Source organism: Tepidisphaeraceae bacterium (assembly GCA_035998445.1).
GTDB lineage: Bacteria > Planctomycetota > Phycisphaerae > Tepidisphaerales > Tepidisphaeraceae > DASYHQ01.
This window is the reverse complement of the sequence record DASYHQ010000028.1, coordinates 55,738-77,774: the sequence shown is the minus strand read 5'-3', so window position 1 is coordinate 77,774 and position 22,037 is coordinate 55,738. Positions and strand designations below refer to the sequence as shown.

Below are 22,037 nucleotides of genomic sequence, written 5' to 3'. Positions count from 1 at the left end.
CCTCGTTACATAGCGGCAATCGCCTGCGTCCGCCCTCGGCGAATGGCCGTTAGTTCGGCAACAGGCTGATCGCGAAGTATTCCATGCCCAGCGCGTTCATCACCAGGCTGACGACCAGCCAGAACGACGCCGCCGCCGCTTCACCGACGATCAGCCCGATGAAGACGGGCCGGGCGGTCTTGAACATCTCCGAGCCACCGAACTTCACGATCATCACCTTCGCCAGCCAGCCGAGCAGAATGCTGAACCAGATGCGCTTCAGCGGATACCCGAACGCCATCAGGAAGCCGATCGGGTGCAGCGGCCAGGCGACGAAGCGTAGCCGCAGCATGCTGAGCGCCCCCACGAGCACCACGCCCAGCCCCGCGTAGACGAGGTGGTTGTGCGAGTCCTTCGGACCGTTGTTCGGCGCGATGAAGGCGGCGGTCGGGTCGAGCACTTGCGACACCGGGGTTATATCTACCGCGTAGTGGTTCAACAGGTTCGTCGAGCCGCGGCCCAGTGGTGTGGCGTAGGAGTATTCGACCCAGAGCGTGCTGGCCCCGGCGACGACGAAGCCCACCACCAGCGCCAGCACCATGCACGCAAACAGCCCGTATCCCTGCCCACGGTTCGGGCGGTCGTACTCGGCGACGTCGGCGATGCGCAGCGCGTTGGTCGAGAACGGTGACAGCCCCTCGCGCATGTCGTGCGCGAACATGCTGCCGGCCATGTTGTTCCAGAACATCGTCGTGCCGCTCGGCCGCACCGCCAGCGCGCTTGGCATGTCCTGCAACATGAACACCCACGGGCGGTTCAACGGGATGATCAACTGCACGAAGATCAGCCCTGTCTCGGCCACGATGCGCGCCAGCACGAGATAGAACGTGCCGATCAAGAGGATCAACACGATCGCGCCCATCGGCGACATCCCGACCAACGTCAGCCACATGAACACGCCCGCGAGGCAGCCCACCAGCCCCCACCCTGCGATCGAGTAAGGCAGGTAACGTCCCTTGGGGTCGGTCGGTCGCCCGCGACCGAACATTCGCCGGATGACCGCGGCCCAGTGGCCACGCCCGATCCAGACGATCATCAACGCAAACGGGATCAACCCACCTAAGAACACGTCCTGCTGCGCGGCCGCCCCGAACTCGGCGCCCGATTGCGCGTAAACGATCATCACCAACTGCAGCAGAACGGCGTAGAAGAACCACAAGCTGAAGCCGACGCTCGACTGGATGAAGAACGCGAAGCCGACGATGCAGAAGTAGAGCGTCTGCGCCTTTAAGCCCCAGTCGGTAAACCGTAGTACGCCTTCGCTGAATATCTTGCCCAGGTCGAAGTTGAGCGGGATCTCCGGCCAGTGCTGCGGGTCGTACCTGCGCAGCGCGTTGACGCCGTGGATCACGAACACCATCAGTGCAGCGATCCAGAAGCCGCGATTGAGGAACAGCGCGTTGAGGCTGCGCCCCGGCTTGGGGCTCTCGATGAGCGACAGGTACACCCCCGCCAGCGGGAACGCCAGCCGTTCGTTCTCCGCCCACTGGTGGCGCACGATGACCGACCCGCACAGCACCGCGCCCAATACGAACGCCGTCAGCGCGCCCCACGTAATGGCCGGCGTGATCCAGGCCCGCAGGATCGGGCCCCACCTGTCGGCATCGTCGGCGGGGATGCGCGAGCGGTAGTACTTCACCACATCGTCGTTCGCCCGCTCGCGCACCGTGTCACCGGCGAACGTGGGGAACGCCCAATCGGGCAGGTTCAGCTGATCGACCAGGTCCCCATATTGCACGGCCCGAGCGTTGGCGTGGTGGTGAACGTTGGCCAGGTGCGCCGGCAGGTAGCGCATCAACCCGCTGCTGGGCAACGCGCAGCTGACGAGCATCATCGCCATCACCGTCGCCAGTTCGCCCGCGCTGAACGCCATCCGCGGTCGCCATCGCCACAGTGGTGCGTTGACCAGCAGGACGATGACCAGGAAGAACAGCAGCAGCCCCACCGGCATGAAGTTGCCGACGAGGTACGTGTTGCCGACCGCATAGTCGTTGTACGGCGTCAGCCCGCAGATGAACAACACCCCGAGCAGGCCGAGCAGCACGCTGCGCAGGTTCACGGCGCGACGCGCGGGAATGGTAAGGTTGGGATCGGACATGGAGTTCGTCGATTTTCGGGCTGCGACTGCCACCTTGCGATTGGGGGAGCGGAAGCGATCGCCTCCGGTCGTTCGATCACAAGCGGAACCGCAAACCGGCAATTCCCTAATACGTTGCCTGAAACACGCTCTTGCTCATAAAGACCAGCCCCAGGCTGAGCATCGAGATGAGCCCCACGCCGCACGCGTAGCCCGCGAAGAAGACCACGCGGTACTGCGGCCACATGTCACCGAACCGTTTGGCGAGCACGAACCGTCCCAGCACCGCGCCGATGAACTGTGGCAGGATGACGTCGGGCGTGCTCTGGTCCATCCCGCGAATCACGCCGTACACCAGCAGGATCGGCAGCCCGAGGAACGACATGATCGCGTACGACCCCAACGCCGCCACCAGGCCCACACCGAGGTAAACGGTGTTGAACGCCTCGTAGAACGGTCCGTTTTCCCCGCCGGGCAGCGTGCTGCTCATCACGATTGCCTGCCGGTATGCCGTCACCTCCCAGAACTGCTGGGCGTAGGGGAACGCGCTGCTGGGCACCGGCGCGATGCGCCAGATGAACTGGCTGAAGACCAGCGTCGCGACGATCACGATGGGCATGACGAAGGCCTCGGCCTTGATCATGCTGGTGATCTTCGTGCCGGTCAGTTCGGTTTGGCGGAAGTAGACGGTCTGGGCACCGTAGTTGTACGCCGGGAACGGCGCAAACCAGATTGCGGCGCCCTGATAGCCGGTCATGATGAAGGTCGCCTCGCGCACGAACGGCACCTGCACGCTCATGCCGATGATGCCCTCCATGCGGGCAGACACGTAGCTGATGATCGGCGTGTAGATGAACCCGTAGAACGCCAGCACGCCGATCAGCGTGTACGAGATCGCGCTGTTGGCCGGGTTGTCGCGGTGCGCCATCGCCAGCAGGATCCAGGCGAGCGCGATCGTGATGCACATCGAGCCGACGTAGATCCCCAGGCCGATCCAGATCGAGATGTCGCCGCGCCCCGCCGGTGGGTGGAACAGGTTGCGCCACTGGATGGTCGTGGTTGAGTTATCGTCGATCGTCTTCTTCTTGCTGCGCAGCCCGCTGAAGACGTGCCAGAACCCGATGATCGCGATGGCGGCGGTCAGGCCCAGGCCGAACGAGAGGTAGAAGTCGAGGTAATTGGCGTTGATCGTGTTCAGCGCCGGCGTGCCGGGCGCCCACGTCTTCAGGATGCCCATGTTCTGCAGCGTGGGGTTCAGCACGATCGTAAAGATCAACCCGATCAGGCTCCCCACCATCGCCCAGTACGGCAGCACCATGCCCGCCAGCACCAAACCGAGGTTGAAGCTGATCATCATCGGCGTGGCGGGCAGGAACGACTCAGTGTTGAGCGACAAATCCTTGAACGGAATCGGAAAGATCGCGATGCCCTCGGGCAGAAACGCGCCACTGACGGCCGGCAGTGAAATGTAGATCGCGCCGAACAGCATGCCGAGCATCGCGCCGAAGCTGAACACCCGCCATCGCCAGGTCTCTTTGCCGCCCGACGCGTCGGCCAGTGCCGTAATGCCCTGCGCGCCGACCGGTGCCATGGGGAACGGCAACTTCTCGACGTCGCTGGTGAGCCGGTACATCACGTAGCCCAAGCCAAAGTGGTCGACGCGCTGCAGCACTTGGCCGAGCGCCATCAGCCCAATGGGGACCAGCCATGCGGGGTGAAAGAACGTCCGCTGGCCCAGCACGTCCGGACTGCCGGGCGCGACCCACGAGGGTATTTTGTCTGTTATGCCGAACGATCGAAATGCGTCGCTTTGGATCAGGAACTGGTTCCAGAGCAACCCGCCCGATCCCTGCACGATGGCCGCCCCCGCCATGTAGTACAGCACGTAGATCTCGGGCCGGCTCAGGACCGTGAACGACCGGCGGGCAACCTCGATGAAGAGGATGATCGTCACCCACTGCGCCGCCGACCCCACGTCCTGTCCGACGACCAGCTGCATGTACATGCTCGCCGGCGTCATGATCAGCCCGACGAACAGCGCGCCGAACATGGCCTTATAGCCAAAGCCTTCTTCCCAACGATCGGGCGTGGGCATCAGCTCGCGGAACTGTTTTAGTTCGAGATCTTCTTTCATCGGTTATCAGTTCTCTGTCCGTTGTCCGTCATTCCTTCAGTCGCAGTCGCAGACCGCCCACCCATGGTCACGAATCGACTCGAATGATTCGTCTTATTCGTGCCCATTCGTGGGCCGCTGATTTATCCCAAACGTACCGCCTCGCCCCCCGCCGTCGTGACGACGCGTTCGGGGGTTTGGGCGAAGAGGACCTTGCTCTCTTCGACGAAGTCGAGCATGCGTTGCGGGGACAGGGATCGCCAGGCGAGGAACTGCTTGCGCAGTTCGGTGAGGAACGTGCGGTTCATGCGGTACCAGCTGCCGTCGTCGCCGCTGAGGCGTTGGAGGAGGACCTGGACCTCGTAGATCTCGGGGTACTCGCCGGGGTGGATCAGCAGCATGAGGTGCTGGCGGACGCCCAGATCGAACGGCGTCAACCAGATCACGGTCTTCAGCCCGCGGCTGCTGCGGCCGTGCTCGTCCTCGAAGGTGAAAGCTTCCACCTTACCGGCGCTGAACTTGCCGATGCTGCCCTCCTGGTGGGCCGCGAAGAAGTCGGCCAGGTAGGCCAGCGCGCCGTCGGCGGCGGTCTTGTTGATCGTGAACGGCAGGACAGCGCGGATCTCGTCGTCCTTGGGCAGTGGCACGCGCCAGCTGCGCTCGATGCTCGGGGCGGCGATCTTGCTCGCCAGCCGGGCCGGCACCAACGCCGACAGCAGCACGATCAGCAGGATCAGGCCCATCGTCATCATCGCGCTGCTGCCGCTGTAGTTCAGCGTCACCCCACCCAGCCAGCCCAAGTGCATCAATAATGTGCCGACGCCCTGACCGATCACGTACCCGAACACGGTGCCAATCAACCCATAGGTCATCGCCTCGGCGACGAACAGCGCGCCCACGTGCAGCGGCGCCAGGCCGAGCGACGTGTAGACGTGGATCTCGCGCCGCCGTTCGGCGATCGAGCCCATCATGGTGTTGAAGACGATGAGGCCCGCGATCGCCAGCGGCACCGCCACCTGCCCCGCCCCGCTCACGCTGGCAAGGTTGCCGGCGGCCACCAGCTTCACGCCGTCCTCGTAGCCAGCGAACGTCGTGATCGCGAAGCGACGCGTGAGATCGTCGGCGACCGGCACCACCGCCTTGAAGTCCGGCACGCGGATCGCGACGCTGCGCAGCGACGCCATCGGCAGCGCAGCCGACACGTCGGCATGCACGATCACGAACCGCGTCGCCGACAGGTGCTCGTACGCGCCCCCCGTCACCTCGCTGGCCGACACGTCGGCGCTGAAGTCCAGGTCTTCCAGGCCGGCGTCCGAAAGCTTCCGACCGCCGGCGTCCAGCGCGCCGCTGCTGTACTTCAACGGCGCCAGTGACTCACCGCTCAGCGTGGCCACCTTGCTGTCAAACGCCTCGGCGTTAAAGATCGCCGCGACGCGCAGGTCCAGCCCGCCGATCTTCACGATGTCGCCTTCATCCACTTCCAACTGCTTGGCGATCGCGTGGCTGAGGAAGCAGATGTCCTTCTCTTTCTCCAGTCGGGCAAACGCCTCGGTGCCGAGCACGGAATCGATCTGCGATACGCGTGATTCGTCAGCCGTCAGCCCGAGCAGCGCCTGGGCCGCAAAAATGCGCGGTGGCTTGCCGTCGGCGCCGGCGGCGACGACGTGGATCTGCTCGTTCGGGTCGCTGGCGTTCACGTTCCACCAACGCTGAGCCATTGGCGTTTGATTGCCGAGCACGGCGCGGAGGTTGTCGAGCACGATGTTGGGCATCGGGCGGAACCCGCGTTGCCGCAGCATTAGGCCCGGGTGCGACGAGTCGACGCCCGTCGGCAGCGCGGTGGTGCCCACGAAGCGCGACGAGCTGGTGAAGCAGAGCACCGCGAACGTGATCAGCACGATCGTGATGCTCGTCAGCGCGGTGCGGAACTTGCGCTTGCGCATGTTCGCGATGCCCAGCAGCACCGCGCTCATCAGCACGCTGGCGCGGGCGATGCTCGCGCCCTCACCGGTGCCGCGACCGGAGCGGATGCGCTTCAGTTCCGTGTCGAACTTGCCGTAGACCACCCACATCACCAGCAGTGACATCAGGATGATCGCGAACGCCAGGATGATCACGAGCGGGCTGGAGCTGATCTTGAACGCGGGGTGAAAGCTCCAGAGCGCCGCCGTCATGATGCCGAAGAAGATCGCGGTGCCACCTAGCTGCTTGTAGATGTTCGGCGAGCCGATCACCAGGCGCTCCATGCAGAACGAGAACGGCACGCAGAGCAGCAGCAGGAAGATGGCGGCGCGCACGACGTCACTGGCCATGTCCTGCGCGGCCTGGTAGACGCGGGCCTCGTCGGCCCAGGCGCCGTTGGCGTTGGCGATGAGCGCCGCGCCGTCGTCGGCCGCGTAGGCGGCCTGAGCAGCTTCGATCTGCTTGGCGGCGCCGGTGTGCAGGTCGTCCACCAACTCGCTGCTCACGCCCGCTTCTCGATAGTCGGCCAATCGCTTGGCGTCCAGCGTTGCAAAGTCCTTCACGGTCGCCATCGATAGGGCGCCCAGGTCGTTCAGCTGCTGAACCGTGTATCCCACCGCCCCTTCGCCGACGCCTTGCGTCTGGGCCGACAGGTCGATGTTCAGCAGCATCAGCCGGTTACCCACGCGCCCGTAGCGGAAGAGCAACAGCGCGCGGAGCGAGGGCTCGGTGAAGCCCGCGAGCATCTGGTCGCGAATGAGGAAGCTGAACCGTTGCGGCTCGGCGTTGCGGCGCGCGTCCAATGGCAGCAGTTCACCCAGGCTCTGCAGGAAGCGCGGGTCGTACAGGCCGAACAGCGAGAACTCGGCGCACTGGAAGACGATGCTGCGCATCTGCTGGTTCGTCTGCCTGATGTCGGCGAACCACTTGATCTCGCTGCCGCTCTTGCCGAGGTCGCTGGACGCGGTGATCGCGCCGGTGCCCGGCGTGATCGTGTAGACGTGCACCGCCAGCCCGTTGTAGTCACCGTTGCGCGGCAGGCCTTCAAAGCGGTAGCGGCCCTCGGCGTCGGTGGGGATCAATTCCATACGGCGGAGGCCGATCGACGGTGTGTAAAACTTCAGCGCGGGAATCTTCCCGTTGCCGTTGTTCGCATAGTAGTACGTCGCGTGGAACCCCTCGCGCGGCAGGTCGGGTACCGGTCGGCCCGATGCGAGGCTGACCACCTGGCCCGCGATCTCGTTCGTGTCCCACTTCAGTTCGATCTGACCGGCAAACCGAGCATCGTTCAGCGCGGGGCGGATCATCGTGCTGACGGCCTGCAGCTGCGGCACGATCGTGCTGTTCAGCCGCTCGGCCGTCAGCATCTCCATCGTGTCGGCCGGCGTGTCGCGGCGCGGGCGCATGTCGTCGAGCGTGATCAGTGAAAAGCCCGGTACGCCCCACGCCTGCGCGACCTCGGTGCCGATCGGCAGCGGGCCGGCGAGCCAGCTTGACGGCGAACGTGAGTTGTTCAAGGGTTCCAGATCGATCACGCCGGCGGTGCGCGTGACCCAGTCACCCCCCTCACCGCTCTCGGCCGCCCGTTGCTGGCGCTGAAACCAGTCGCCGAACTCCTGGATCTGGCTGATGTTCGACGACCGCAGCGCGTTGCCGAAGAACATCGGCCCCACGCGCACGCCGCCGTCGGACAGGTCCAGCGCGATCAGCGCCTCGATCAGGCGCGAGTTGTTGGCCTTGCCGCTCGGGTTCGGATCACGATTCAACCGACCGGCGAGCCACTCGTAGAGGTCGATGCGCCGCTGGAGCTGCGCGCGCCGCTCGGCGTAATTCTGCTTCAGCCCCAGCTTGCCGGTCGCGCCGGCAAGGCGCTCCATCGCGCGCTGCAGGTAATAGGTGGCCAAGTCTTTGTTCGCAGGCTTGGTCAGCTCTTCCGGACGCTGGTCGAATGCGGCGCGGATCGCGCCCAGCAGCACCTGGTTGTCCTCGAGCCCGCGAACATGGGTGCGCAGCTCCTCGGACATCTCGCTGGGGCGCATCAACCGGTAACGGAACAGCGCCTCCTGCTGGAGCGCGGCGTCCGTCTCGATGAGCTTCTTGATGCGGTCGATCAGCAATCGGTCGGCGGTGGTGTCGATCGACGTCAGCGACGCCTGCAACTCCTCCACCCGCGCGATCTGCTGCTCGACCTCGCGCTCGGACGTTTCCAGTTCGGTCAACTTCACGCGCCACTTGGCCGGGGGATCCGCCAAGGCCATAAACATGTTGCGCGTGCCAAGCTGCGCGATGCTGTCGGCGCCGGTGAACGCCATCATCACGGGGCGGCGGACCGGTTGCTGAGCCAACTCGCGCGCTATCGCAAGCCCGGCGGCAGTCTGCACGGCTTGGCCGGCGCCGTTGGCCAGATCGGGGACGAGGCCACTGGCTTCCAGTGGCACCGCGAAGGTGATGGCCGCTGGCGGGGTCGACCGTTCCCAGCCTTCGGGCGCGGGGGCGGACGGTTTGATGAACGCGTACAGGTTGACCGCGTTCACCTGCTTCCAACTAACGGCCGCCTTCAATGTCGCGACGTCGGTGTCGGTGAACGCGCCAGCGCGGATCGAGTCGGCCAAGGGGCCGGCCGGCACGTAAAATCGCGGCATGTTGACCGGCACCGGCACGTCGTGCGAGCGCAGGTCGACGTGAGTGGTTTGCTCATCGCCCAGGATCAAGATGGCCGACGCGCCGAAGTACGCCACCTGTTGCCACCGAACGCCCGCCTTGGCGTCGATTGCGGCAATTTGACCCTTCACCGAGGCCGGCTTGATCTGGTCCGGCGCGGCTTCCTTTAGATAAACGATTCGCCCGCTGATGCCTTCGGCCGGTGTCGCGTTCACCCGCACCGTTGCGGGCCAAAAGGGATAAATCTGCTCGACGCGGGGCCCGCCCCCCTCGGTCGCGATCTCCATTGTCGCCGACGTGGTGAATGGCACCATCACCGGAAAGGTCTGCCGCCGAACTTCAACCGCGTCCCCCAGTTTCGCCAGTTCGGCCTCAACGTACTCGACCGTGTTCTCGTACCCCTCGCTACCGATCACTCGGCTGGGGGACGACGCAATGGCCCGCAGGTCCGCGTCGAATTGACCGACGCTTACCTCGGCTTTGCTGGTCTGACCTAAAAACAGGACGATGCAGCACACCCGCAGCAGCATTCGCGCGCGCACAAACGTAAAATTGCGATTCATGATACGGCGGCAAGGGAACAACAGGGGTTCACGGGACGGCAATGGCGTGAGATTGATCGGACTCAGGGGACCGCCCTCCGTTAGCCTTGCCTTAAGGCAAGTACCACTTATACAGCGAGTTATACGATGCGTTGTAAACCGACAGATGCGCGGATCAAAGTGAGGTTGTTCAGCGTCAATGAACAACTTAGATGGTATCGATGAACGGTCAATTGGCAACCGTCGCGCGCCGATGATTTGGCGGACCCAACGCTTCAGATTTATAACCGAAAGTATCGACAGCGGGGTGAAAATTGACAATCCGGCGCCCTCGCGAGTAAAAAGAGTCTTCCGGCACGCGGTATGCTTTGTATCGCTTACCCCGCCGAATGGGGCGTTCCGTATCAGTTGTAGTTGGACTTGCGTTGCGATTCGGGTTCCCCAACCCGGAAGTGGTCGCGTTGCAGGCCCAGTTCCTGGAAATGACAGTGACGGAGTTACTGACTCGCCAGATTGGCTGATTGTCTGAGGATGCAGGCAGGCCACGCCGTTGAGGACATCTCATCATCTCCCGTTAGAGGCAGTGTGAAGTTATGAGCACCATTCCCGCCCGCTCGGTGGCCCTTGTGCCCCACAATGAACGTCGCCGTGATCTGCGTAAACCCATGCAGCATAAAGCGGTACTGACTATCCTAGATGGCCCCAGCGCCAACACGGTCCACGACATCATGACGCGCGACCTCGCGTTCGCCGGCGTGACGTTCCTGCTGCGCGAAGAGCTGGCTGTTGGCCAAAATTGTCGGATGGACGTTAAGCCCGACGGCGGCGCGGCTGCATCGCATTTGTGCGAGGTCGTGCGCTCCCGCCCTCTCAGCAACGGCAAGTACGAGATGGCTGTCCAGTTCCGTAAAGCGTTATAGTTCAACAGCATAGCCTGCGGCGATTTTCCGCCTCGTCATCCTGAGGTACTCCGAAGGATCTCCCCCGTTCTTGCCAGTCGCCAGTTGCGGAGATCTTTCGGAGAATCCGTCGTGACATGGGCGGCCTCCGGCCCGTGGTCCTTCCTAACTCCGAAATGAGCTAGGCCGAAGGCCAAACTCACGTCGGAGTTAGCATCATTCTCCCCTGCCTAGACTGCCAACGTCCGATAATCCTGATCCCAGAATTCCACGGTTCAGACCGAACCTTTGGACGATAGTTTCCATAAGGATGACAGACGTGAGACGGCCTGTCTTCGATGGTGAAGCCAGGTAAGCAAACACGGGATTCTGCGGGAGTAACAGGTATGTCTGCCGACGGTTATCAGACATTAGAGGCGGCTGGCGTGGGCACCGGGCTGGCGCGCTTGCACGAGTTGGTCGTCCAACGCCGATCGCGCATCGAGATCACTCGCAACGGGTGCGACGAACGCTGCGTCATCATTACCAAGCAGGAACTGGACAGCCTGGAAGAAGCCCTGTCGATCCTGTCCGAAACCGATGGCTTCAAGTCTATGTGCTCCCAAGTGACCGAGGTCGCGACGCAACATGGACCGACCAGCGCCGCGCAGTAACTGCTCGCCATCTGCACTTGGCATCAACCATCGCGTGCCCATTCTTACGTGCGAACAGGCGATCGAAAGCTGACACCAAGCGATGGTGACGTGAATCAATTGAAGCGATCGGGTCCTGTTTCCGCCGCCGGGCAGGTCCGATAACGCCCTCCTGCTCATCCTCCCCTCAACATCGGTCGAAGTTTCTGGTAGCATGCGCCACGACGACAAGCCGTGACCGATCGCCAACGAACCATCTCGAGAGAAGTCTCCCTTACCGGCCCCGGCCTGTTCTCCGGGGAGCCGGCGACGCTGACCTTTGCGCCAGCCGAGCCGGATAGCGGCATCACGTTCATCCGTGAGCAGGAGGGGAAGACGGCCCGAATCCCCGCGCTCGTCTCCAACGTCCTGAAACGCCCCCGCAGAACCTGCCTGAAGAACGGCACGCTCTGGGTGGAAACCGTGGAGCACGTAATGGCCGCCCTGGCGGGCATGGGCGTCTCCAACGCCAACGTGCGCGTGAGCGGTGGCTTGGCCGGTGAGTTACCGAGTGGAGACGGCAGCAGCAAGCCGTTCGTCGATCTGCTGACGGACGCCGGTTTTGACGACCAGGCCGAGGCGCTCGACCCGCTGGTCATTAGGAAGCCCCTTCAGGTCAACAGCGACCACGCGACGATCGCCGCCCTTCCGGGCCCGACGGATCGGCTGGAGATCATCTACGACTTCGAGGCCGGCGCCCCCGTCGGCCGGCAGACCGTCAGCTTCACGCTGGGCGCCGACGACTTCGTCAATCAGATCGCCCCGGCCCGCACGTTCATCTTCGAACGCGAAGTGGAAGAGGCCAAGGCCCGTGGCATCGGTAGCCACTTAACGACGCGCGATTTGCTCGTCATCTCCGAAAACGGCCCGCTCGACAACGCCTTCCGCTTCGCCGACGAGTGCGCCCGCCATAAGGTGCTAGACCTCATCGGTGACCTTCGCCTGGTCGGTCGGCCGGTCTTCGGGCGCATCGTCGCGTCGCACAGTGGCCATGCGCTCAACCACCTGCTGGCCAAGCGGTTGCTGGAACAGCAGGAGGTCACCGACCGCCAGGCGCTGTTCAAGCGCGACGCGGTGATGGACATAAGGAAGATCCAGCGACTGCTCCCCCACCGCTACCCCATGTTGCTGGTCGACCGCGTCCTGGAAATGGACGGCGACGAGCGCGCGGTCGGCGTGAAGAACGTCACGTTCAACGACATCTTCTTCCAGGGCCACTACCCCGGCACGCCCATCATGCCCGGCGTGCTGATCGTGGAAGCCCTGGCACAACTGGGTGGCCTGCTGCTCAGCCGAAAGCTCGAGCACACGGGCAAGCTTGCGGTTCTGCTAAGCATGGATAAGGTGAAGATGCGGCACCCGGTGGTGCCCGGGGACCAATTAATTCTGGAAGCCGTGACCGTTCGCGTGAAAAGCCGAACCGGTCACGTGCGATGCAAAGCGTTCGTTGGAGACAAGATGGCCTGCGAAGCCGACATCAAGTTCATGTTGGTGGACGCGGAACCGGTGTGAGGAATTTGCGATTTGCGATTGCCGATTTGCGATTGAGGATAAGGACCATGCTCTCCATCAATCGAAAATCGAAAATCGCAAATCGGCAATCGCAATAATGTCCAAGATATCGCCCCATGCTCTGGTCGACCCTGCCGCGCGTCTTGATGACGATGTGGAGGTGGGTCCGTTCTGCATCATCGGGCCGAACGTCACGCTGGGCGCAGGCACACGGCTGCACAACAACGTCACCATCACCGGCATCACCACGATCGGCCGCAACAACGAGATCTTCCCCAACGCCGTCCTCGGCGCCCCGCCACAGGACCGCAAGGCCACCGGCGGACAGACCCGCGTGGAGATCGGCGACAACAACATCTTCCGCGAGGCCGTCACCGTTCACGCCGGCACCGAACTGGGCGGTGGCATCACGCGCATCGGCGACAACAACATGCTGCTGGTCAACGCGCACGTCGGACACGACGCGCTCGTCGGCAACAACTGCACGCTCATCAACAACGCTATGCTCGGTGGGCACGTCGTGCTAGGCAACAACGTCACCTTGGGTGGTTGCGCCGGCATCTTCCAGCGCGTTACGCTTGGCGAGTTCTGCTTCATCACCGCCTACAGCCGCATTACCCACGACGCCCCGCCGTTCATGAAGATTGACGGCCCCAACGTCGTGCGCGGCGTGAACGTCGTCGGCCTGCGCCGCGGTGGCTTCGCCAACGCCGACATCGACGCCATCGACGACGCCGCCCGCCGTTTGTTCTATTACCGCACCAAGCCTTTCGCCCAGGCGCTGGCCGAGTTCGACACGTTGAACGGGATCAACCCGCACGTGAAGAAGCTCGTCGACTTCATGCGCAAGCGCGACGAAGGCAAAGGCGGCCGCTACCTCGAAAGCCGCCGCGGGCATTGATCAGTACGCATTCAAATCTGGTACCGTCCCCACGGGCGGATCGCGCAGCGCCCACCCGCTTTGCGTTACCTAAGCCGAGTCCGACAACGTCTGATTGAACGCCAGCGTGTTCCCAAATGGATCGCGCAGCCGCATCGCGAGCGCGTTCCACGGCGCCCGCTCTGGCTTGGCACCCATGTCCGGCCGCTTGGCCTGCCACTCCCGCCAGAGCCGGTCGAGGTCGTCCACTTCGATTAACGCCATCCCACCTGGCGAGGCGTCTCCCTTGTGTTCAGACAGGTGCAACACCAGCGCGCCCCGCGACACTTGCATATAGACCGGGAAGTCGTCACCGAACCGGAACTCCCAATCCACCGCGAACCCCAGCCAATCGACGTAGAACGCCTTGGCGGATGAAGCATCATCGATTCGCAGGACGGGGAGCGCGCGTTGCATGGTTTGGGTTCCTTCGCCGCGAGACGGCTTTCGAGCGCCAGGATTTAACCCCCTCTCCCGTGTACTCGCGGGGGAGGGCTGGGGAGGGGCGCTTGCTGGGATCGCGATGCAGGGCGCAGTGGCCCCCACCCTAACCCTCCCCCGGAGTACCGGGAGAGGGGACCGGAGTCGCATCGCTCAGATCATGTGAACCCCTCTCGCTCTACCGCCGGCGCTTGTGGCGGCGGTTGATCGGGATCTTCGACCCGATCGTCCGCGGTGGGCCCTTCAGCACGATGGGTTCAGAGGCCCCCGCCTCGCCAGTCGCGGGCGTTGACGCAGAAGAACTGGCCGTCGCGCCGTACGGTCGCTGGAAGCGATTCACCGTCGCCTGCCCACCCCCGCTGGCCCCGGGGAACTCGCCGGGCTTGAAGTCGGTCCAGTCTGCGGGCGCGGGGCGGGGTTCGAAGCCCTCCAGCGTCGCCTGCGGGATCTGCATGTTGATGAGGTTCTCGACCTTCGTCAGCTCGTCCCCCTGCTCCTTCGTCACGAACGTGAACGCCTTGCCGCCCTTGCCCATACGCGCGGTTCGGCCGACGCGGTGGACGTACACCTCCGGGTCTTCCGAAATATCGTAGTTCACGATGTGGCTGATGTCCGCCACGTCAATCCCACGGCTGGCGAGGTCGGTCGCGATCAGCACGTCGAACTTGCCCCCCTTAAAGCCCTTCATCACGTGGTCGCGCTTGTTCTGCGCCAGATTGCCGTGGATCTCGCGGCACTCGATCCCGTCGGCGTGCAGCTTCTTGGCCAGCTTCTCGGCCCCGCGCTTCGTGCGGCAGAAGATGATCGCCAGATCCGGGTTCTCCTTCTCCAGCAGCAGCCGCATCAGCCGATACTTGTCCCACGGCTGCACGCTGAAGTAGTACTGCTCAACCTTCTCCACCGTCGGCTTCTCATCCGCCCCCGGCGCGATCAGCTTCTTCACCGGCTCCACCATGTACCGCCGGGCCAGCTTCTCAATCTCCTCCGAGATCGTCGCGCTCACGAAGATCGTCTGATGCCGCCCATCGTCCGCGGGCTGTTGCACGTCGTCACCGGCGTCGGACGATTGCCCGACGGCCGCCTCGTCCTGCGGCGCGCCCTCCCGCGCATCCTGCGGCACGCGCTTCTTCATCCCCTTCACGCGCGACAGGATGTTCCGAATGTCATCGCGGAACCCGATGTCGAGCATGCGGTCGACCTCGTCCAGGATGACGTACTTGATGTTCTCCAGCGTCAATATCCGCCGATCCAGCAGATCGATCACCCGCCCCGGCGTGCCGACCACAATCTCCGGCCCATGCTTCAAGTACTTCATCTGCGCCGCGATCTTCTGCCCGCCATACACCGCCACCGTGCGGATGGGCGTGTACTGCCCCAGCCGCTTGATCTCCTCTTCCACCTGCACCGCCAGCTCGCGCGTGGGCACGAGGATCAGCGCCTGCGTCGCCAGCCCCTTCTCCGCCCGCTGCAACACCGGCAGCCCAAACGCCGCCGTCTTACCGGTGCCGGTGCGGGCCTGCCCGAGAATGTCCCCGCCCTGCAGCGCCTCGGGGATCAGCAGCGCTTGAATCTCCGACGGCGTCGTAAACTTCGCCTCCGCCAACCCGCGCAACAGCGACGGGCGAAGCCCAAGGACGGCGAACGCTTCAGGCACGGGCGGGTGTTCAGACTTGTCGGTCATAATGCTCTGTGAATCGCGGGGACGGGTCCGTTCGCCTTGGCGTCGTTCGCCAAACGCGCCAAATCTTATCCGCCGCCCACCGGTCGAACAAGCGAGGGGAAGGGGAAGGCCGAAGTCTGAAGGCCGAAGGATGAAGGCCGAAGGATGAAGGATGAAGGATGAAGGATGAAGTGCGGACGGCGCCCCGCCCTCCGCGCAAAGGAAAGGGGCGCGCCACACAGGCCGCGCCCCGCTCTTCACTTCATCCGTCAGACGTCGGCCTAAGCCGCGATCTTCGGGCTCGTCCCCGTCTTGCCTGCCGTCACCGACAGCCTCGACGCCATCGCGCCGCTGCCGCCGCCGCCGAAGTTCACGTTGAACTGCGCCCAGGGCCCGACCGCCGTCGGCCGCACGCCCTGCACCTGGTACGTCACCTGCGCCGCGCCCTCCGGCATCGTCGTGTCGACGAACTGCCTGCTGCCCGCGCCGCCGATGTACTGGAACTCACTGCCCGCGCCGATGCGCCGGAAGATCTGGTACATCGTGCCGCCCGTGCCGTGGTTGTCGCATTTCCACGTCATCTTCAGCGACCCGTCGCTCTGCAGCATCACCTTGAAGTCGTGCGGCTCCCCCGGCGCCGTCGCCGGCCGCGGCACGCGCGGCACCGTCAGCCCGAGCTGCGCCCGCTGCGCATCGGTCGTCTGCGGGTGCTTTTGAATGACGCCCGCGAGCTGACGGATCAGCGCGACCATTTGCTCCTTCATGGTCGACTTGAGCTGAACGCTCGGCTTCGTCCGCGTCGCCGGGTTGGTCGCCAGGCCGTAGGCGCTGACGAACGCGTCGACCGCCGCCTGCAGGGCCGTCTGCTGTGCGCTAACCAAACCGAGGTTAGTAGCACCAATCACGCCCACGTTGGCGAGAAAGTCAACCGACCACGTCGCGAGCTCCGGCTCGCGCCCTGGGAGAAAGTCCGCCATGAGAATGCTCCTTCTGTTGAATGGCGTTCGGTCGGTCCCGGCCGCACGCACCGTGCCGCCGCCGCCGTTGCAAACCATTTCGGCCCGATCCCGAGCCGACTTTTGCGGATTCACCCGAATAATCCGACTCACCCCCCCACGTCCGATAGACCCCCACGCCCCGCGGCTGCCGCGCGTCCGCCCCGCCCGCATCCGTCCAACCCCGCCCCGCTCTTTCCAAGAAACGCCGTCAACTTTCCTTTCCTAAAAGACTTCTTTCCTCTCCAAGAAGACTTCTTTCCCCTCCGAGAAGAATTCTTTCCCCTCCGAGAAGACTTCTTTCCCCTCCTAGAAGACTTCTTTCCTCTCCTAGAAGACTTCTTTCCTCTCCGAGAAGAATTCTTTCCTCTCCGAGACGCCAACTTTCCTCTCCAAGAAGTCAGGTAAGGTGGGCGTGCCGGCTCTCCGTCTGCGGTAGGGGCGAGGAAAGGGGACGGCGAGGAAAAGTCTTGTAGGGTCCGCCGGTACTAGTGCGGACCGTTTCGGCTTACGATGAGCGAAGACGGTCCGCGGGCGTACCAGCGGACCCTACGAAACTAGTTAGTCGGCACTGAGGAGTCATCGATGCGACACGTAACAGCGGCGATCGTGCTCTTGGTTTCTGCAGCCGTTTCTTTGGCGAAAGATGCACCCTTGGCACAGGGTGATCTGGTCGCGATCAACGTGCATGAACTGCTCGCGCCAGACGGGGAGCTTAGTGAAACGCGTCAGGTCGCACCGGACGGTACGATCCGCGTGCCAATGCTCGGCCCACTGAAGTTCGGCGGTCTGACTCCTGACGAGGCGCGCGACATGCTGAAAAAGACGATGGTCGATGGCAAGATTACCGCGAGGCCTCAAGTCCGCGTCGCGCTGCTCGCGCCGGCGGCCAAAGCCCCCGAGAAGCCAGGAGCCCTCAAGGCAGGTGACCAACTGGTGGTGCGCATTTTTGAGTTGGTAAAGCCTGGGGAAGATTATGTCGGCACGTTAACGGTCAGCCCAGCTGGCGAGATCGATGTTCCGTCGATCGGTGGCGTGAAGGTCGCCGGGCAGCGCGCCGACGAGATCGAGAAAACTCTCATCGCACGCTTGGCAGGGGTATTGGCCACTCCCGAGAAGTTGGTTCGCGTCGATCGTGCTGCGAACGCTAAGGTGCCGGCACCCGACGGTGCCGACTAGCGACGATAAAGGGGTCGGGAGTCTTGTAGGGTCCGCTGGTACTCCTGCGGACCATCTTCGTTCATCGGAAACCGAAACGGTCCGCAGGAGTACCAGCGGACCCTACGAAACTTCAAACGGACCCACTGCCCGGAATCCCGTGCCCGCCGCGTCCCGCCCCGCCCCGCCGGGTGCCACGGTACGGTACTCCGTGCCGTGTCTTTCTCCACGGCCTCAAGCACGGCTTGGAGTACCAAACCGTGGCACCCGGCGTCACCGCCCCCAGTCGATCAACAGGTACATCCCGTCTCGCGTCCGCAACGGATAGGTGCTCCCGTCGGCCTGATCCCACGAGATCCGCTTCTGACGCATCCGCTCAAACTGCAGCATGAGCAGGGCGCGAAGCTCATCCTCCGACGTCGCAACACCCACGGAGGGCCACGTCCGCAGGGCGGACGCGGTTGCCTGGACGACCGACACCGGTTCGCCGTCCCCGAGCAGCTTGTGCAGCTGCCTCAAGCCGTCGTCGATCTCGCGCCAGTAGTCCTTAAGCGTCTGCAACTCTGTGGCGTCCGGGTTGCGGCCACGAGCGTACCGGCGAAGCACGGGGACGCTGTCAGGCATGGCATCCAACGGCACGAACCGGTTGGCGACCACCACGGCGTGCGAAACGCTGTCCGGCCTGCCGACGCTTTCCCGCCAACGCCGCTGCTCCTGCGGGTCGAAGCAGAACTTCGCGTAGCGATCGGCGTCGACGTTCAACTGACGGAGGGTTTTCTCGTGCTTCGCGGGCATCAGGGACGAGGGAAAGGGGACATCCAGAATATCCGTGGGCGCTGTTGGCCCGTCAACGATCCCGCGAGGATATTCTGGCGGGTGGCAAGGTTCGTACTCAAACCTTGGTCGTCGACCCGGCTGGAACGCTCGTCAAGGTTTGGTTGCAAACCTTGCCACCGGCCGTACGAGACTAGGTTATGACCGCGTGAGCGCTTCAATTGCTTCAGGCCGGAGCTGCCATCTCGACTCGGCTTTGATGAAGTCACCTTCGTCCAGATCCGTACAGGCGAAATCCTCGCTTCCGTAGTCCGGCGGCGCCAGCAGTCCGCGCACGAGTCGAATGTCTACGTGGTCACATTGCGGACAGGCGTTGACGAAGGCTGAGTAGCCAATTCCTTGAAGCAGCGGCAAAACCGCGACGTCAATGGATTTGTCGAGCAGGTAGGCCAAGTCGTCTTCAACGTAGACGATCCTGCCTCCGCGCTTCATGAGCAGATGCCCGCGATCCCACAGTGGCACACCCTGCTTCCAAGTATGGCGGCAGCGTCGGCACTCAAGTTTCATCCGGGGTAGAGTGAGAGTAAATTCTGTCACCGCATTGACCTCCGTCCGTGATCTTAGACGACAAAGGTAGATAAGGGGTCGAAGGTGGATAAGGGGTCGGAAGGTGGATAAGGGGTCGGGAGTCAAATTCTGGTGGATAAGGGAGAGAGGGGGCATCGCTCCATATCGATGAACGAGCGATGTGCGGTTATCCGCCTCTGACCCATCCCACAACGCAAGGCGGACGCCGCACCCACGCGGCGTCCGCCCTACAGCGAAACGAATTGTCAGCCGATCGCCGGGCGCGCTACAGCACGCGCAGGTCGAGCGTGTACGCGCCGGTGCTATCGCCGTCGCGATAGGCCAGTCCGGTCAGTGGCCGGTAGAACGTGTTCTGCTTGCCGCTGATGCCGACGTAGTAGGTGCCGGCCGTCGTGAACGTATAGGCCAGGTAGGGACTGCGGTGCATTTGCTCGCCGGGCGCTACACCGTTGTCGCTCGCGGCCAGTTGTTCACCGTCGGCGTCGAACAGGCGCATGTAGCTGTCGAGCGGGCTGCCGTTGGTGTCGACGTCGAACCCGACCCGTTGGCCGGCCGTCACGGTGAACTTGAACATGTCGACGTCCGTCCCCGGCGAGATGCTCTCGTTCGTCTTGGTGGCGTTCAGCGCCGCGGGGGTGGCCGTGCCGATTAGTCGATTGACGTCGGCAGGGTTGTCCTCGCCCACCAGCCGGACGTTCAGGTTGTAGTCCCCAACGCTCGACCCGAGCGGCCCACCAAGACCGGTGTCCGGGTCATAACCCGTGTTGCCCTTGCCGCTGATGGCCACGTAGTACGTGCCGCTCGTGGCGAAGGTGTGCCGGATGAACGGCGCGATGAACGGCTGTTCACCAGGGGCGGTGCCGTTGTCGTTGGATGCCAGGGCCACGTCGCCCGTGGCGGCAAACAACCTCATGTGCCCGTCGAGCTTGCTGCCGTTGTTGTCGACGTCGAACTCGTAGGTCTGCCCGGCCTGCACCTCGAGCTTGTAGAAGTCCTCGTCGTCCAGGTCCTCGACGCGCCCGAAGGCGGTCAGATTGCCCAACAGCGCCTGCGAGGTATCGCGCGACTTGTTATAGTCGACGGGGTTCAGTCGCAGCGTGTACCCGCCCCAGCTGGAGCCGACGTCGCCATCGCCGGTGACAGCGTTGTACGTCCGATTGAACTTGCCAGAAACGGCCAAGTACACATAGTCAAGCGTTGGCATGAACTCCAAGTACGAGTCGTTCGTCGCCCCCTCGCCGACGGCCGACCCGTTATCGTTTGAGGCAAGCTCGAACGCGCGCCCCTCACTTCCGAACTCGAACAGCCGCATGTACGAGTCCAACCCGCTGTCGCCGGTCCGGTCCAGGTCGATTCGGATCGCGTCACCGCGGAAGGTGTACAGAGGGATCTCATAGATGTTGACGTCGGTGCTGTTGAACAGCCGATCGGACGTCACCCCGAGGAAGCTCTCCGGGTGCAGGATTCGGGAGTCACGATAACGGACCTCTTCGATCTGGTCGTCCAGATCGACGAAGGTTCCATTGAATCGCACGACGAGGCCGCGAGCGTCATCTGTGGTTGCGGTCTCGCCGGCCAGCACGATCGCCCCGTTGCGCGCGATCGTCAGGCCCACGCGCTCGTTGCCGGGGTAGACGTCGGTCGCGTAGCTGGCGACGTGATCGGCCCCGCCGGCGCCGGGGTTGAACGTGGCGTCGGCTGAGAAGTCGGAGAAGTTGTAGCGCGCCGCGTACACGCTGCCGTAGTTGCCCGAGCCGGCCGTTATGATCTTGTCGTCCACGATCTGCAGTTCGTTGGCGAACGTTAACTGCGGGGCGGACCCGGTATCGTAGATGCCGTCGGTCGCGATGTTCTTCACCGTCGCGTACTGGCTGAAGCGCACGAGCACCTGGTCGACGACCGGGTCGAACGACCCCTCGACGTAGCTGCTGCGCCCGACGGCGATGATGTCCGAACCCGGCGGCACGCTCAGGTCGTAAATCGCGTCGTTCGACAGCCCGGTGACGACGGTTTCGCCCGACTCGGTGTTCGTCGATTGCCCGACGTTGTGCGTGGCCACGCCCTCGCGGAGGAACTTCGGATTGATCCGCCCGTCCGGATAGAAGCGGAAGACCGCCAGGTCGGTGGACGGCGCGTACTCCGGCGTGTCGACGAGGACGGACCCACCGACGAAGATCGCGCCGTTGTACGCGATCGCGTTGCCCTCGGCGCGCTGGGTCGCCCCGCGGTACGCGACGTACCCCGTGCCGCCGCCGAACTGATTGTCGAGCGCGCCCGACCCCTTGAACCGGGCAAGCATCACGCTGGACGTGTTGCTGCCGTCGGTCGATTCGGACGTGCCGACGACGAGCGCGCTGTTGCCCAGCACGTGGAGGTCGCGGAGGAAGTCGTTTCGGACGCCCCCCTCCTTCGCGTTGTTGAGCACCACGCGCCCGTCGTTGCTGAAGGTGGTGTCGAGCGCGCCGTCGCCGGTCAGGCGCGCGACGGCGAAGTCGACGCCGACGCCGGTCTCGGGACCGGAGGCCGTGTACCCACCGACGAAGATCTGCCCGCGGAAGCCGGGCTTCACGACCGACGCCGTGTCGTCGTCGCGGAAGTCGATCTGCGTGTACCCCTTACCACCGCCGAACGTCGGGTCGAGCGCGCCGGTATAGGTCAGGCGGGCGACGAACATGTCACGCTCGCCCGAGGGGGCCCTATAGTCACCCACGACGATCGATCGCCCGTCATCGAGCGTGAAGACGTCCGCGGTGCGGCTGTCGGGCAGCGGCACGGTCACCGAGCCATCGCCACCGCCGAGCGTCGGATCCAACGTGCCCGCCGCAAAGAGCTGTCGCCTTTCCAGCGATTCCACCGCTACTGATGCGGCTCGTCCCAACGTACGGCGAAGGCGTTGTGTCGCACGAACATCTGATTCAACTCGCATCGTGACTCCCTTGGAAAGCTGTGCTTCCCATATACCCTTCGTCCCGGCTCGCGGTTGGGCTGGCCGGTCGCGCCAACTCGGCCTCGCGGCCTCCAGCTCA

The 22,037-nt window shown here is 63.9% G+C and carries 14 protein-coding genes; 5 read left to right on the top strand and 9 right to left on the bottom strand.

What is annotated here, in order from left to right; all coding sequences use genetic code 11:
• Positions 1-49: 49 nt before the first annotated feature.
• The 3 genes from VGN72_12220 to VGN72_12210 form a co-directional block, all read right to left on the bottom strand.
• Complete coding sequence (locus tag VGN72_12220; GenBank protein ID HEV7300125.1) at positions 50-2,137, bottom strand: DUF6785 family protein; 2,088 nt, start codon at positions 2,135-2,137, stop codon at positions 50-52.
• Positions 2,138-2,243: 106 nt separating this feature from the next.
• Complete coding sequence (locus VGN72_12215; protein ID HEV7300124.1) at positions 2,244-4,250, bottom strand: hypothetical protein; 2,007 nt, start codon at positions 4,248-4,250, stop codon at positions 2,244-2,246.
• A gap of 122 nt (positions 4,251-4,372) precedes the next feature.
• Positions 4,373-9,415 carry an FtsX-like permease family protein gene (locus tag VGN72_12210; protein ID HEV7300123.1) on the bottom strand — a complete coding sequence of 1,681 codons (5,043 nt, stop codon included), beginning with the start codon at positions 9,413-9,415 and terminating at the stop codon, positions 4,373-4,375.
• 572 nt (positions 9,416-9,987) lie between these two features.
• Here VGN72_12210 and VGN72_12205 point away from each other — a divergent pair.
• The 4 genes from VGN72_12205 (at position 9,988) to lpxA (ending at position 13,377) form a co-directional block, all read left to right on the top strand.
• On the top strand, positions 9,988-10,314 hold the full coding sequence (locus tag VGN72_12205; protein ID HEV7300122.1) for a PilZ domain-containing protein: 327 nt from the start codon (positions 9,988-9,990) through the stop codon (positions 10,312-10,314).
• A 365-nt stretch (positions 10,315-10,679) separates the two neighbouring features.
• Complete coding sequence (locus VGN72_12200; GenBank protein ID HEV7300121.1) at positions 10,680-10,946, top strand: hypothetical protein; 267 nt, start codon at positions 10,680-10,682, stop codon at positions 10,944-10,946.
• 213 nt (positions 10,947-11,159) lie between these two features.
• Positions 11,160-12,476, top strand: a complete 1,317-nt coding sequence (gene fabZ / locus VGN72_12195; protein ID HEV7300120.1) for a 3-hydroxyacyl-ACP dehydratase FabZ — start codon at positions 11,160-11,162, stop codon at positions 12,474-12,476.
• Positions 12,477-12,573: 97 nt separating this feature from the next.
• The gene (gene lpxA, locus VGN72_12190) at positions 12,574-13,377 is read left to right on the top strand and encodes an acyl-ACP--UDP-N-acetylglucosamine O-acyltransferase (GenBank protein HEV7300119.1); all 804 of its coding nucleotides are present in this window, start codon (positions 12,574-12,576) and stop codon (positions 13,375-13,377) included.
• A gap of 69 nt (positions 13,378-13,446) precedes the next feature.
• Here lpxA and VGN72_12185 read toward each other — a convergent pair whose 3' ends face one another.
• The 3 genes from VGN72_12185 to VGN72_12175 form a co-directional block, all read right to left on the bottom strand.
• The gene (locus VGN72_12185) at positions 13,447-13,812 is read right to left on the bottom strand and encodes a glyoxalase superfamily protein (GenBank protein ID HEV7300118.1); all 366 of its coding nucleotides are present in this window, start codon (positions 13,810-13,812) and stop codon (positions 13,447-13,449) included.
• 202 nt (positions 13,813-14,014) lie between these two features.
• Positions 14,015-15,517, bottom strand: coding sequence for a DEAD/DEAH box helicase (locus VGN72_12180; GenBank protein ID HEV7300117.1), 1,503 nt, complete (start codon positions 15,515-15,517; stop codon positions 14,015-14,017).
• Between the two features lie 260 nt (positions 15,518-15,777).
• Positions 15,778-16,473, bottom strand: a complete 696-nt coding sequence (locus VGN72_12175) for a hypothetical protein (protein ID HEV7300116.1) — start codon at positions 16,471-16,473, stop codon at positions 15,778-15,780.
• Positions 16,474-17,076: 603 nt separating this feature from the next.
• On the opposite strand from VGN72_12175, the gene VGN72_12170 reads away from it, so the two are divergent.
• Positions 17,077-17,670, top strand: a complete 594-nt coding sequence (locus VGN72_12170) for a polysaccharide biosynthesis/export family protein (protein HEV7300115.1) — start codon at positions 17,077-17,079, stop codon at positions 17,668-17,670.
• A gap of 252 nt (positions 17,671-17,922) precedes the next feature.
• Here VGN72_12170 and VGN72_12165 read toward each other — a convergent pair whose 3' ends face one another.
• From VGN72_12165 to VGN72_12155, 3 genes are all read right to left on the bottom strand, one after another.
• The gene (locus VGN72_12165; GenBank protein HEV7300114.1) at positions 17,923-18,444 is read right to left on the bottom strand and encodes a hypothetical protein; all 522 of its coding nucleotides are present in this window, start codon (positions 18,442-18,444) and stop codon (positions 17,923-17,925) included.
• Between the two features lie 177 nt (positions 18,445-18,621).
• Positions 18,622-18,945: a hypothetical protein gene (locus VGN72_12160; GenBank protein HEV7300113.1), complete on the bottom strand. Its 324-nt coding sequence runs from the start codon at positions 18,943-18,945 to the stop codon at positions 18,622-18,624.
• Positions 18,946-19,276: 331 nt separating this feature from the next.
• On the bottom strand, positions 19,277-21,937 hold the full coding sequence (locus tag VGN72_12155) for a pre-peptidase C-terminal domain-containing protein (GenBank protein ID HEV7300112.1): 2,661 nt from the start codon (positions 21,935-21,937) through the stop codon (positions 19,277-19,279).
• Positions 21,938-22,037: the final 100 nt, after the last annotated feature.